11 protein-coding genes and 4 pseudogenes are annotated in these 13,802 nt (G+C 42.8%); 9 read left to right on the top strand and 6 right to left on the bottom strand.

What is annotated here, in order from left to right:
- The first annotated feature begins 60 nt into the window (after nt 1–60).
- The 8 genes and pseudogenes from tnpC (ACLKML_RS04365) to ACLKML_RS04330 all read left to right on the top strand — a co-directional run bounded on the left by tnpC (ACLKML_RS04365) (nt 61) and on the right by ACLKML_RS04330 (nt 7,144).
- The gene (tnpC, locus tag ACLKML_RS04365; RefSeq protein WP_413282510.1) at nt 61–1,590 is read left to right on the top strand and encodes an IS66 family transposase; all 1,530 of its coding nucleotides are present in this window, start codon (nt 61–63) and stop codon (nt 1,588–1,590) included.
- A gap of 71 nt (nt 1,591–1,661) precedes the next feature.
- The gene (locus ACLKML_RS04360) at nt 1,662–1,859 is read left to right on the top strand and encodes a hypothetical protein (protein ID WP_413282513.1); all 198 of its coding nucleotides are present in this window, start codon (nt 1,662–1,664) and stop codon (nt 1,857–1,859) included.
- Nucleotides 1,840–2,987, top strand: a pseudogene (locus ACLKML_RS04355) (transposase); the annotation flags it as partial. The gene ACLKML_RS04360 and the pseudogene ACLKML_RS04355, both read left to right, overlap by 20 nt.
- A gap of 274 nt (nt 2,988–3,261) precedes the next feature.
- Nucleotides 3,262–4,344 carry an IS110 family transposase gene (locus ACLKML_RS04350; protein WP_413282512.1) on the top strand — a complete coding sequence of 361 codons (1,083 nt, stop codon included), beginning with the start codon at nt 3,262–3,264 and terminating at the stop codon, nt 4,342–4,344.
- Between the two features lie 16 nt (nt 4,345–4,360).
- Nucleotides 4,361–4,795, top strand: a pseudogene (locus ACLKML_RS04345) (transposase); the annotation flags it as partial.
- A 31-nt stretch (nt 4,796–4,826) separates the two neighbouring features.
- A pseudogene (locus ACLKML_RS04340) lies at nt 4,827–5,375 on the top strand (IS1634 family transposase); the annotation flags it as partial.
- Nucleotides 5,376–5,521: 146 nt separating this feature from the next.
- A pseudogene (locus ACLKML_RS04335) lies at nt 5,522–6,697 on the top strand (IS3 family transposase).
- A 177-nt stretch (nt 6,698–6,874) separates the two neighbouring features.
- Nucleotides 6,875–7,144 carry a hypothetical protein gene (locus tag ACLKML_RS04330; RefSeq protein ID WP_413282511.1) on the top strand — a complete coding sequence of 90 codons (270 nt, stop codon included), beginning with the start codon at nt 6,875–6,877 and terminating at the stop codon, nt 7,142–7,144.
- A 4-nt stretch (nt 7,145–7,148) separates the two neighbouring features.
- On the opposite strand, the gene tnpC (ACLKML_RS04325) is transcribed toward ACLKML_RS04330, so the two are convergent.
- The 3 genes from tnpC (ACLKML_RS04325) to tnpA form a co-directional block, all read right to left on the bottom strand.
- On the bottom strand, nt 7,149–8,678 hold the full coding sequence (gene tnpC / locus ACLKML_RS04325) for an IS66 family transposase (RefSeq protein ID WP_413282510.1): 1,530 nt from the start codon (nt 8,676–8,678) through the stop codon (nt 7,149–7,151).
- A gap of 86 nt (nt 8,679–8,764) precedes the next feature.
- Nucleotides 8,765–9,109, bottom strand: coding sequence for an IS66 family insertion sequence element accessory protein TnpB (tnpB, locus tag ACLKML_RS04320; protein ID WP_016785055.1), 345 nt, complete (start codon nt 9,107–9,109; stop codon nt 8,765–8,767).
- The gene (tnpA, locus tag ACLKML_RS04315; RefSeq protein ID WP_413282509.1) at nt 9,106–9,405 is read right to left on the bottom strand and encodes an IS66 family insertion sequence element accessory protein TnpA; all 300 of its coding nucleotides are present in this window, start codon (nt 9,403–9,405) and stop codon (nt 9,106–9,108) included. The genes tnpB and tnpA overlap by 4 nt, the downstream gene beginning before the upstream one ends.
- 102 nt (nt 9,406–9,507) lie before the next feature.
- Here tnpA and ACLKML_RS04310 point away from each other — a divergent pair, with 102 nt between their 5' ends.
- A complete protein-coding gene (locus tag ACLKML_RS04310) occupies nt 9,508–9,873 on the top strand; it encodes a hypothetical protein (protein ID WP_413282508.1) in 366 nt (121 codons plus the stop codon).
- 456 nt (nt 9,874–10,329) lie between these two features.
- On the opposite strand, the gene ACLKML_RS04305 is transcribed toward ACLKML_RS04310, so the two are convergent.
- From ACLKML_RS04305 to ACLKML_RS04295, 3 genes are all read right to left on the bottom strand, one after another.
- Entirely contained in the window at nt 10,330–10,908 is a 579-nt protein-coding gene (locus ACLKML_RS04305; protein WP_413282507.1) for a hypothetical protein, read from the bottom strand.
- A complete protein-coding gene (locus ACLKML_RS04300) occupies nt 10,908–12,071 on the bottom strand; it encodes a tyrosine-type recombinase/integrase (protein ID WP_413282506.1) in 1,164 nt (387 codons plus the stop codon). The genes ACLKML_RS04305 and ACLKML_RS04300 overlap by 1 nt, the downstream gene beginning before the upstream one ends.
- Nucleotides 12,072–12,394: 323 nt before the next feature.
- Nucleotides 12,395–13,750: a hypothetical protein gene (locus tag ACLKML_RS04295; protein WP_413282505.1), complete on the bottom strand. Its 1,356-nt coding sequence runs from the start codon at nt 13,748–13,750 to the stop codon at nt 12,395–12,397.
- Between the last annotated feature and the right edge of the window lie 52 nt (nt 13,751–13,802).

Below are 13,802 nucleotides of genomic sequence, written 5' to 3'. Positions count from 1 at the left end.
CTTGAACGATCCTTTTTCGCTGTCAGACTAAGTGGAAATGATAGATAACGAGCCCTTACCATGACTGATCTTCCTGATGATGTAGAACAACTCAAAGCGATGCTGCTTAAGCTTCAGGAAGAGAACAGTGCACTCCAGAAGACGGTTGACACTCAAGCTGAGGAAGTCGTTGAGTTAGAAAACAAAATGCAGTTGCTCCTTGAGCAACTTAACTTGAGTAAATCCAAACGCTTCTCGGCCAAAAGCGAAAAAGAGCCCAAAGGCACTTTCAACGAAGCCGAACAGCAAAATGCGTTGCCAAAGTCAGCCCCTAAGCATCATAAAAAAGGCCGAAAACCACTACCAGCCGAGCTAGAGCGCGAAGTACATCAACACTCCCTCAATGCCCCTTACTGTGAATGCTGTAATGAGCCACTGCATGAATGCGGAACTGAAGTCTCGGAAGAGCTAAAAATCATCCCTCAGAAAGTCAGCGTTGTGCGCCATGAACGCACTAAATATGCTTGCCGGCAGTGTGAAAAAACACAAACCAGCAGCAAAATTATTACCGCGCCTCGACCTGCCAATATGATCCCGAAAAGCATCGGTAGCCCTGAAGCCTTCGCGGCTGTTGTGACAGCAAAATATGTTGATGCGCTGCCGCTTTATCGCCAAGTCGAGATATTAAAGCGTTCTGATATCGACTTAAGCCGTGGAACACTCGCCAACTGGTGTGTGCAACTGGGCAGTAAAGTGAATGTCATCGTTGAAGCAATGAAAGTCCATTTACTGAATGAGAAGCTCATCTGCGCCGATGAAACCACCGTTCAAGTGCTACGAGAGCAAGACCGAAGTGCTCAAAGTAAATCTTACATGTGGGTTTACCGTAGCGGCGAGTTCGTTAAACAGCCTGTAGTTATCTACGATTATCAAGCAAGTCGCGCAGGGCAATACGTTAAAGACTTCTTAGGTGATTACTCTGGCTACCTGCTAACCGACGGTTATCAAGCTTATAACGGTCTCGACAATGTTAGCCAAGCCGGTTGCTTGGCGCACGTAAGACGCAAGTTCACCGATGCACAAAAAGCCCAACCGAAGAAGAAATCAGGCCGAGTAGAAAAGGCCATCAACTTCATCGCCAAGCTTTATGGCATTGAGCAAGAAGCCAAAGGCTTAAGTGCTATCGAAAGGCAGCGGTTACGCCAACAAAAATCAAAGCCTATCTTAGACAAGTTCCACGAGTGGTTGCTGGAAAGTCAGGAAAAAGTGCTGCCGAAAAGTCAGCTAGGTGGCGCTATCAATTACACGGTCAATCAATGGCCTAAGTTGCTCACCTATCTAGAAGATGGCGACATCAGCATTGATAACAATGTGACTGAGCGAGATATCCGTCCGTTTACAACGGGGCGGAAAAACTGGATGTTTTCAACCTCAGTTGAGGGCGCGACAGCGAGTGCTAACTTGTATAGCTTAGTGATGACGTGTCGGGCAAATAACATCAACCCGTATTATTACTTCGCGCACTTGTTCAAAGTGCTACCAACGCGATCCCTTCAAGACGATCTGACCGATCTTATGCCGTGGAACCTAGACATAGATGAGGCCAAATAAGGCCTCACTGCTTAATTAGACGCTTACTAGACAAAAACATCACCAAAGAGCTTAAAGTGTTGGGGCAACTAATGAAAAAGCAGTTTGCTTGCGCAGTGGATGCCGAGCAAGCAATGAGCGACTTCGCGAGCCAGTGTCATTTGCTTGGCTTTGCGCAATCAACCATCGTTAAAGAGCCAATCTATTCAGGTCGCGGCCCCCCTGTGTCAGACTACTTGTCGCCTCTAATTTTCATTAGAGGTAATAAAAATGAGTGTAAAATTCACTGAAGCATTTAAGATACAAGCAGTCCAAAAGGTACTTAACCGATCGGATAACCGTAATATTAAAGATGTGGCTGACTCATTAGGAGTGGGCCTTTCAACCTTAACCCGATGGGTCCGACAAGCCAAAAAGCATGAATTTGAAATGGCTTCAGACGCGGAAATAAAAATGATGTCAAATGAGAAGCGTCCACAAGATTGGACCTTAGAAGAACGATTTGAAATTATCCTCCAGTGTAGCGGCTTAAATGAACAAGCTGTCAATCAATTGTGCCGTGAACGTGGCATTTATCCTCATCATATTGAGCAGTGGAAGACGGATTTTATTACGGGTAAAAAAACGGCGTCAGTCACACCACAACCTGGTGAAATCAAAGAGTTAAAAGTAGAGAACAAAGCCCTTAAAAAAGAATTAAATCGAAAAGATAAAGCACTGGCTGAAACGGCCGCCTTGTTAGTACTCCAAAAAAAAGTCAATGCCATTTGGGGTACAAACGAGGACAACTAATCGAAGAATGTGAGCGTAAAGAGATCCTAAGTTTAATCGAGAAGGCTCAAATCACGGGAGCAACTCAATCTAAGGCATGTGAAATTATTGGGATCACACCGAAAACGATACAGCGCTGGAAATCGCATGACATGACTCATGATCGACGCAAAGATAATCGACGGACGCCAAAAAATAAATTAACAGACTTAGAAAAACAGCGAGTTTTAAATGTTATAAATGATAAGGATTATGCTCACTTACCTCCGAATCAGATAGTACCTGCGTTAGCCGACTTGGGCATTTACCTTGCATCTGAATCGACATTTTATAGAATTTTAAAAGAGAAAAATTTGTTAATTCATCGGAATGCCGATAAGCCACGTAGAAAAGTTGCTCGTCCGCAACCTTTGGTTGCCACGGGTCCTAATCAAGTGTACACCTGGGATATAACGTACCTTCCTACACGTATAAAAGGACTCTTTTTTTACCTTTACATGGTAATGGATATTTACAGTAGAAAAATCGTTGGGTGGCAAGTACATGACAATGAATCCAGTGCCCTAGCGGCCGATTTGATGACAGATATCTGCCAACGAGAGGGTATCGAGTATGGGCAAGTTGTCCTTCATTCAGATAGTAATAATGTCACTGCTTTGTTTTATGGTGGCAATCATTCATTAATGGTTCATGCTTGAAACATGGTACCAACAATGTATTAGGCTTTCTGACCCTCATTCTGATCGACCAATTATGTGTCATTCCTTGGATCTGTCGATTGTCTAATATCCTTGCTTGGTGAGGGCAACCTCGCCTATATTTGTGACTCAAGAAGGGCCTGCTAAATACCTCATTACTGTCATGTCCAAATGTTAGGTTCAGTGCTCTCGTCCATAACGAATGAAACAATGGAGAGAAGTCATGAATAAAATTAACAAAATAGATCGTGAATGTATTGTTGGGGGAGTCGATACTCACAAGGATATACATGTCGCTGCCGTTGTAAATGAGTTAAATCAAGTACTATCTACCGAAAGCTTTCCAACAACTAGGCATGGATATAAAAAAATGCTTATGTGGATGTCATCATTTGGCCGTGTTTCACGGATCGGAATTGAATGCTCAGGTACATATGGCCTTGGTTTACTACGATACATGCAAAGCAGTGGGATTGAAGTGTTAGAGGTTACCGCACCAGACAAATCTGACCGTCGTAAACGAGGAAAAGATGACTCATTAGATGCTGAAAATGCGGCACATGCTGCTTTTAGCAAATTGAGAACAGTTACACCAAAAACAAGAGATGGAATGGTGGAATCTCTTAGAGTCCTAAAAAGTTGTCGAAAAAGTGCGGTATCGGCTCGAACAGTAGCTTTACAAATGATAAGAACAAGTATTGTATCTGCTCCAGATGAGTTACGTGACACCCTTAGGCATATGACTCGAATGAGCTTAATCCGTACGCTTGCATCTACCCGCCCTGACTTAACCAATTACAGAGACATTAGCACTGCGTATAGAATAACTTTAAAATCTCTTGCTCGAAGATATATCGAACTTCATGATGAGATTGCTGATTTAGATAAAATGATTGCAACAATTGTCGAAACATTAGCACCACAATTAATTGAACAAACGGCAGTGGGATATGAATCGGCGGCGCAGCTACTGATCACGTTAGGTGATAACCCAGAGAGACTGCGATCAGAATCGAGTTTTGCTGCCCTCTGTGGAGTTAGCCCTATTCCTGCTTCATCAGGTAAAACTAACCGACACCGATTGAATAGAGGTGGAGATAGAGCGGCAAACAGTGCACTTCATATAATTGCGATTGGCAGACTTCGTATCGAAAAGCGTTCACAAGAATATATTAAAAAGCGCGTAGGTGACGGGTTATCAAAAATGGAAGCGTTGCGATGCTTGAAAAGATATATTGCAAGAGAAATTTACTATCTTCTTAAAAAGAGAAATATGTTGATTAATGCAGTCCAAATTACTTCTTGACACTTAGAAGGGCATCAATGGCAGTCCAATGAAAGGGGCGACTATGTTGGCGACACTACAGGAGTTAGGGATAATGCCTTCGCTAAGTCGCCCTTCTGTAAGCAACGACAACCCGTATTCAGAGTCGCTATTTAAAACTTTAAAGTATCGACCAGAATACCCAGAAAACGCGTTTGAAAATATCACCGCAGCGCGGTGCTGGGTAGAAGGATTTGTGAGTTGGTATAATACTGAACACAGACATAGCGGTATAAAGTTAGTGACGCCAGAAGAACGTCATACAGGCAAAGATATTGAGATTTTATCCGCCCGAGTTATCGTCTATAAAAAGGCACAAAAACGACATCCAGAACGCTGGAGTGGCGACATAAAGAATATGGAACCGATGGGTTCAGTTTACTTAAATCCATCGAACATAAAAGCTGAGGGTAAAGGTTTTATAGCAGCTTAAAAATTAACTAACAGGCGACAAGTAGCTTGAAAATCACCGCGGCCGGCCGAAAAAAGACGCAAAGCCAACGGGATATCACTACTTGATAGATGCAACGCCTTATACCGATTTAGAAAAAGTGAAACTAGCCAGGCTTAAAGTAGGCATGTTTATTCTCGCAACCAACGATACTGACTGCGTCGATCTAACAATGGCTGCGTTACTTGAGCATTACAAGTCACAGCAAAAGGTAGAGCGTGGGTTTCGCTTTTTGAAAAGCCCTGAGTTCCTAACATCATCAATTTTCCTGAAGAAGCCTCAGCGAATCGAGGCGCTGCTGATGATCATGACGCTAAGCTTACTCGTTTACGCTAGCTTAGAGCACAAAATCCGAGAGAACCTCACTAAAACCGAGGAATTCTTTCCTAGCATGGTGAAGAACAAGAAGACAACTAAACCGACAGCACGTTGGGTATTCTTAAAATTCGAAGGTATCGACACACTCGAAATTGGCGGTCAAAGCTTCATCACAGGTGTTCAAGAACATCAGACTCGGCTACTCAAGCTTCTTGGCATACTGTATGAAGCGGTTTATTCCTAAATTGGCTGCGGAATCTCGGTTAAATGAGTTTTCCCTGTTCCTGGCCCGCCAACAAGCACGATGTTTTGGCTATCTGAAGTGGCATAGTTAATTTGGCCACCTAGTTAGAGGTGATATCATCACCTCATAAATGAATAGGTGACATTATGACTAAACGTAAAAGAAGGCTACTTAGTGCCGAATTTAAACTTGAGGCTGCCCAGTTAGTTCTCGATCAAAATTATACGATTGTTGAGGCGGCTCAAGCGATGAATGTGAGTAAATCTGCTTTGGGTAAATGGGTTCGTCAGTTAAAGGAAGAGCGTGAAGGAAAAGCTCCGCAAGCGGCTCCTCTTACTCCTGAGCAAATTGAAATCCGTGAATTGAAAAAGAAACTTGCTCGTCTTGAAGAACACAATGATATTTTAAAAAAGGCTTCCGCTCTCTTGATGTCCGACTCTCTGAACAATTCTCGATAATCGAGAAACTCAGGAAGAGCTATAGCGTTAAAACGTTATGTTACGTGTTCAATGTTCATCGAAGCAGTTATAAATATTGGCGAAATCGGCCCAGTGATGTCAGCCCTGAAAAGATTAAATTACAATGCTTGATTAGAGAAGTTCATGCCGCCAGCAATGGCTCAGCAGGGGCGAGGAGTATCGCGGATATGGTGACGAATCAAGGTACACCATTGAGTCGTTATCGAGCTTCAAAGTTGATGAAGAGCTTAAGGTTAGTGAGTTGCCAACAACCAAAACATAAATATAAAAAATCGGGCTCAGAGCACATAGCTATCCCTAATTATTTAGATCGTCAATTTGCAGTGACGGCTCCAAACAAAGTTTGGGTTGGAGATGTAACGTTTGTGTGGACAGGAAATCGATGGGCATATCTCGCGGTAGTCATCGACCTATTTTCGCGTAAGCCTATTGGGTGGGCGATGTCTTTATCACCTGATAGTAAATTAACAGGTAAAGCACTTTCAATGGCCTTTGAATCACGAGGTCAACCGGAAGGTATTTTGTTCCACTCGGATAGGGAAGCCATTATACAAGTAGGAAATATCGTCAATTACTTTGGCGTTATCGAATCAAGCAGAGCTTATCACGCAGAGGAAATTGTTGGGATATAGTCCGATGGAACGTTTCTTCAGAAGTTTGAAAAGTGAATGGATCCCTGAAAATGGTTATCGTACTTTTTCTGAAGCTAAAGAACAGATTGTTCGGTACATTATTGGATATTACAGCCAGCTTGGGCCCCATCAATATAATGGAGGATTAACACCGAATGAATCGGAACGATTATTCAGGTTAAACTCCGACATCGTGGCCAATTATTCTTGACCACTTCATAAATCACAAAGTTGTTTTAAGCAGTTTTATTTTAAAATTGCTAAAGAATTAAAATTACAACCATCAGCACTAATTTATGGGAATTTATTTGCCTGGGACTACAATAAAAAATCACCGTTACTTCGTCCTGAAAACGAATTTAATGAAATCAAAAGATTATCCATTGCGTTGCTAGCTGTTCAAATAGAAGAGTTCAAACCAGATGTGATTATTTTTGCAACAGGTGTTCATAAAGTAATTGATGATGCGATTAAAGAGCTATTCAATACTTACTTTGATGGTCTAATAAAAAATGACGCATCTTTTATTACTAAGAAATTTTGGGAGTTCAACGCTGGAGGTGCAACATGTTTTCGAATTGCACATCCAAGAGCTTATTATGGTCATCAGAAATATCGAAAACTAATAATTGATCGTAAGCGTCTAATTAAGCAGTGAGGCCTTATTTGGCCTCATCTATGTCTAGGTTCCACGGCATAAGATCGGTCAGATCGTCTTGAAGGGATCGCGTTGGTAGCACTTTGAACAAGTGCGCGAAGTAATAATACGGGTTGATGTTATTTGCCCGACACGTCATCACTAAGCTATACAAGTTAGCACTCGCTGTCGCGCCCTCAACTGAGGTTGAAAACATCCAGTTTTTCCGCCCCGTTGTAAACGGACGGATATCTCGCTCAGTCACATTGTTATCAATGCTGATGTCGCCATCTTCTAGATAGGTGAGCAACTTAGGCCATTGATTGACCGTGTAATTGATAGCGCCACCTAGCTGACTTTTCGGCAGCACTTTTTCCTGACTTTCCAGCAACCACTCGTGGAACTTGTCTAAGATAGGCTTTGATTTTTGTTGGCGTAACCGCTGCCTTTCGATAGCACTTAAGCCTTTGGCTTCTTGCTCAATGCCATAAAGCTTGGCGATGAAGTTGATGGCCTTTTCTACTCGGCCTGATTTCTTCTTCGGTTGGGCTTTTTGTGCATCGGTGAACTTGCGTCTTACGTGCGCCAAGCAACCGGCTTGGCTAACATTGTCGAGACCGTTATAAGCTTGATAACCGTCGGTTAGCAGGTAGCCAGAGTAATCACCTAAGAAGTCTTTAACGTATTGCCCTGCGCGACTTGCTTGATAATCGTAGATAACTACAGGCTGTTTAACGAACTCGCCGCTACGGTAAACCCACATGTAAGATTTACTTTGAGCACTTCGGTCTTGCTCTCGTAGCACTTGAACGGTGGTTTCATCGGCGCAGATGAGCTTCTCATTCAGTAAATGGACTTTCATTGCTTCAACGATGACATTCACTTTACTGCCCAGTTGCACACACCAGTTGGCGAGTGTTCCACGGCTTAAGTCGATATCAGAACGCTTTAATATCTCGACTTGGCGATAAAGCGGCAGCGCATCAACATATTTTGCTGTCACAACAGCCGCGAAGGCTTCAGGGCTACCGATGCTTTTCGGGATCATATTGGCAGGTCGAGGCGCGGTAATAATTTTGCTGCTGGTTTGTGTTTTTTCACACTGCCGGCAAGCATATTTAGTGCGTTCATGGCGCACAACGCTGACTTTCTGAGGGATGATTTTTAGCTCTTCCGAGACTTCAGTTCCGCATTCATGCAGTGGCTCATTACAGCATTCACAGTAAGGGGCATTGAGGGAGTGTTGATGTACTTCGCGCTCTAGCTCGGCTGGTAGTGGTTTTCGGCCTTTTTTATGATGCTTAGGGGCTGACTTTGGCAACGCATTTTGCTGTTCGGCTTCGTTGAAAGTGCCTTTGGGCTCTTTTTCGCTTTTGGCCGAGAAGCGTTTGGATTTACTCAAGTTAAGTTGCTCAAGGAGCAACTGCATTTTGTTTTCTAACTCAACGACTTCCTCAGCTTGAGTGTCAACCGTCTTCTGGAGTGCACTGTTCTCTTCCTGAAGCTTAAGCAGCATCGCTTTGAGTTGTTCTACATCATCAGGAAGATCAGTCATGGTAAGGGCTCGTTATCTATCATTTCCACTTAGTCTGACAGCGAAAAAGGATCGTTCAAGCCCAATTTGGGGATCAGTATTCAAGTTCACACTTCTCTGCCATATAGAGGTTGATGAGCCTTGGGGTTTTCAAGGTTTAGCCCAGATAATAGCCAGTTAAGTTGTTGCGTAGAGATATGGATATGCCCAACTGCTGTGGGTTTGGGCCACTTAAAGCGGCCTTTTTCTAGTCGGCGGTAATAGAGCCAAAATCCGTTGGTATCCCAAAAGAGAATTTTGATTTTATCTCGGCCACGATTACAAAAGATGAACCACGCGCTGCTCAATGGATCCATTTCTAGCACATCCGCGACAATAAGAGACAGGCCATCAATCGACTTTCTCATATCGGTGATACCAGAGACGAGATAGACCGCGCCACTGGGGATCATTGCAGCGCCTTAAGCCAAGTTTGAATTTGTACCAGTGGTAATGAGGTTGGCAGTTCCGCTCTAAGTCCATTAGGTAGATGTACAACAACCGCTTCCGAACCTAAAGGTGGACGATCATTTATTACCACTTGATGGGCAACCTGCTCATCATCAGTTTGTTTGAGTTTCTTCAACCAATAATGAAAAGTGGCGTAATTGATGTCGTGCTCTTTGCAAAACTGCGGAACAGAAAGTCCGCTTTCTTGCTGATTAGAGACAATGGTTGTCCAATGTTGGTGTTTTTCAGATTGAGTCATAGTTCCTCCGTTAGGTTGAAAAAACTATGACAAAGGTAGAGCGGAATTAGAACGTGTGGTTAATTAGACGCTTACAATTGATCAGTTAAAAGGAATGTAATAGTGCCTATCGAAATGAGTTACGACGCGGACTTTAATGTAAAACGTTTTCAAATGTTGCTCGATCAATATCCTGATCAATATCTTAGTCAATTTAGATATCTTTGGTGTTTGTCAGATGGCGAAGATAAGAATAATTCGTCTTATCATTCAAGATTTTTAGGAGAAAGTGACGATAATTATGATGGTGAATTTAGGCGTCTTTTAGATCATTTATTTCAAGATATGTGTAATTACCGTTCGACTTGTAATCAATACCCTTGGCATGGTGTGTATGTGGTATTAAACCATAAACAGTTTACTATTGAATGGTTCAATGGGCCTGAAATAGAGCAATTGTTTGAAACAATGATTGAATTTTCTTACTAATCCTCTGAAGGCATAGTTGTACTTATAGTTTATTTTTTCGAGTGACTTAAGCTACTTATTTTGTTTTTGCTATTAAAAATGTTGGATGAATTCAACTAGGTTGATCATAAACACCAAATATAGATAATACATTATGGTCTAAATCAGGGAAAAATTACGTACATGCTCATTTTTAAAGAGCTAGTGACGTATTGAGTACTCAATTTTTGAACTTCATTAGTTAGCGTTATCAGATAACAATCAATTGGCTGATAATCGATTTGTAGATTATTTTCAGTATTTTCTAATACCTTCATAGGCAAATTGGAGGTCCAACAATGAGTAACCAGCACCCTTTTGAAGGTACTGTCGAGTCTTTATTGACGGGGGTGTTCATTATTTTTTCTTCGGACATTGGTGAATCAGGGCTAGAAAATGCTAGCCCTTGAGATGACCATGCTATCGGCATGGCTAGTCTTACCACTGCCAAGGCAGTTGACGATACTGATATCGGTTGAGCTTAAACGCTACTGGCTTTTTGATGGTTGTGTAGCTGTAACATTGCCTCTCATGTGGTTTATCGATAATGATGGTCTTTTTGCCATAACAAATATCGCTGCGTGGATCTTGGTAATGTTCATATAAAGCAACAGATAACGCACGGCACCAATGAAGATGCCTTTCCCACACTATTGACCTGTCCATATGTCCATTCGTTTTTTTAAGCGAGCCGTAATATTTTGCTAACGTCAGTCCTGGGCACTCGGCGTGTAGGCGCACGTCGTGAAACATGACTGTGTCCGATCGCATCATACTGCGTGCATACCCATTTAATACGGATTTCAGTTTCTGTTCCTCCATTAAACGCTCATAGCAATGCTTGGCTATTGTTTCTAAACGCTGTTGTTCGCCCAATGAACTTAACGCCATTTCTCGCTTATCGCCAATAAGCGTACAAACCGAACGCAGCTCAGCGCCTAAGGCAAAGGCGCGCAGTTGATGATTATCTGTCAGGTTTTGATGAAAATATTGGGCGCGGTTAAAGGTGCTTTTCATTATGATCCGCCTCCTAACATCATGTCATTGAAAGCCAGTCCATCTTGGCGAGACGCATTGGCCACATACGGTGCGTACACGTCAAACAGCAATTTGGTGTCGCTGTGTCCCAGTTTATGTGAGATATAGAGCGGATTCTCATGCGCCGCGATGTGCAGCACTGCAGCGGTATGGCGGGTTTCGTACGCGCGACGAGGTGTAAGCCCCGCTTTTTTTAAGGTTGGGTGCCAAATATGCTTGCTGATGTAGTGCGTATCAAGGCCGCCCCCTGTTTTGGACACAAAGACAAAGGGGCTGTTGTCATCTCTTTTCTCCCACTGGCGCTTGAGCGCGGCGTATAACGTGTCGCACATCTGCAAATCACGACGTGATTTCGGCGTCTTCACATCACCAATCTCCCCATTCACATAATTTTGTCTTACATGAATTAATCGGTGGTCAAAATCGATGTGCTCCCAATGCAGTCCATGCACTTCACAGCTTCGCATGCCCGTCCAAAAACGCAGTAAAAAATAGTCGCGCCACTTTTCTTCGCAGCAATCTAAAAAATGACGGACTTCTTCCATGGTGAGCGGCTTAGAGTCCGCTTTTTCTTCTTTTAGTGATTTATAGCGGCGAAATGGGTAATCAAAGTGATGCTCTTCAGCGGCAAGACTAATAATCGCAATCAGTGGCCATAAAATATTATTGATGCGTTTGTTGGTCAGTTTGCGCGCCCCATTGTGTTTTTGAATCTCTTGCAGCGTTTGACGAAAAAACTCCACTTGGGAAAGCGACACTTCAGAGACTAAGGTATTGCCAAAGTGCGGAATGAGATAGTGCTCTAGGGTGTTCTTGACGGTGTCTTTATAACTGGTTTTCCAGTTGCCTTTTTGACGCTCAAACCATTCAATCGCAAAGTCATTGAAAAAAGGATACAGGTGGTCGGGGTACTTCTCGCGCTGCAAGCGTTCAAATAACGCCACTTTTTTACTCTCTGGGAAGTAATCACGGTATTGAAAGGTGCCAAGGTCAATCTCAGCATTCATCTGTTTGAGTGTGGCTTGAGCAAGCTTTACATTTTTTGGGGTCGCCATTTGTTTGGTGCCTTCGCGAAAGCGTTGGCCGTACAAATGAAGATCGAACTGAATGCGCCCGTTAGGACGGATACGAATATGAGCCATAATGGCCTCCATTGATCTTAGATCTTAAATAGATCTATCCCTCACCAATGGAATTCGTTAGAATCGTGCCATCGGCTGGGTCTGCTTAAACACTGCGCAGCCGGTACGGGGTAGGGAGGTTGCCGCCTTCCTATCCCAACTGCATTCTTACTTTTTCAAACTTGGGCGTGTATTACGCGTTCATCGTGAAATAAACGGTCCACCCAGCTTGTATAAAGTTTCATCGTTTAATGTAGACGCATACTGTTTTAATGTCCAGTATTTTGTGTGTTTTTCTATGCCGATTTCCTCGTATTACCTCTCTTTTGGCATGACCTTGCGTTTTAAAACATCGCTTCTAAATCTAAGGTGTGGTTCTCTCCTGTTTTTTCTTGTTCAACCAAGCCTTTATCTTTGCGATAACTATCCAGTATATTATTGATTTCTCGTATTTTCTGCGCATTGTTGATCAGTTCGACACAAAGGGATTGGGCCGGGATCTGTTTTCTGGCCTCGTCAAAGAGCCCCATATACGTTTCAAGGCGTTTGTTTTTATAGATGCTGACTTTCATCTCTTTCATTTCCGTCATGTTAATGATTTTAAGGTCGAGAAACTCTTTTAAATGAAATTGCACAATCAGCTGTTCGTTGTTTTCTATAGATAAGCTCGACACTAAAATGGGTTTGCTATGATTGTCATCTTCAACTTGCGCCAGTAAGAACGAGTCCTCTTTTTGAATCACAAAATACCCAATGTCTTGCGAGCGAACATCTAGGTATTTGCGCACCGCTCTAACTTCCTTCTTGAACGGATCGATATCGATAGTAAAAATGGATAATACGTCAAGCGCATCAGCCTTTTTTTGCTTAAAGTCATCAAGACTCTCGAGTGACATTTGCCAGCATTGTTCTGATGTTTTGAAGATAAGTCGGTTGTTTTCTTGTCGCATAAGGATGTCATTATCCGCTGTGTTTTTGACAACGTGCTCAAGAAGATCGACACCATGCTCAGGTGAAGTGAACGAATGCCCGAGATCGATGTTAAGGTTGGTTTTGCTGATGTCGATTTTGTCGTCACGCATGATTTTGAGCTCTTTTGTGTCCGGATCAAACTCGACCATTTGAAAGGGGACATGCGGTTTTATTTCATGGATAAGACGTTGGCAAGTAGATTTGGTGATGGTCTGATAGTCACGTTGAGAATCTGAATGAATAAACTGAGTGTGCGCGTCCAGAGGGTCATGGGTCTTGATTTCACGGCGACAAGCACGAGCCAGGATGGCTTGAATATTACTTATTTGTTGATTTTGCGTGTTAAGGAGGGAGACATCTTTGGTATCGTAAATAATGATAAAGGGCGTTGGTTCTTTTGAATGGCATTCAATGTGGAGTGTGATGAACGTATCGCGCGTCAGAGCTTGAAGGTCGATGGCCGATTGAAGCCAGTTTTTAAACACATCACCTGAGAGTGAAAATGATCCTAGTGTGTTGACTGCTTTGATGTCGTCATTTAAATCCAGTGCGATAAATGAATATTCAGGCGCATGCCCTCCCACTATTTTGCATTGGTTATTTTTAAAATCAAAACAAAAGCTGACACAAAAATCGTCACTTTTATTAATAAGTTGAGCTTGAAGGCGCTGTAAGCTTTTTTGAGCAACGTTGGCGTTGATACGAAGTGGCACTATTCTTGTTTTCATTTAATTTTCCTTTCTAGGCTGATGGCGTACTCACTGGCAATAGGCGGCGGTT

This window comes from Vibrio sp. MA40-2 (genome assembly GCF_047302445.1).
In the GTDB taxonomy this organism is placed as follows: domain Bacteria; phylum Pseudomonadota; class Gammaproteobacteria; order Enterobacterales; family Vibrionaceae; genus Vibrio.
Note: the sequence above shows the minus strand (reverse complement) of the source record. Positions and strands in the feature narration are given on the sequence as shown.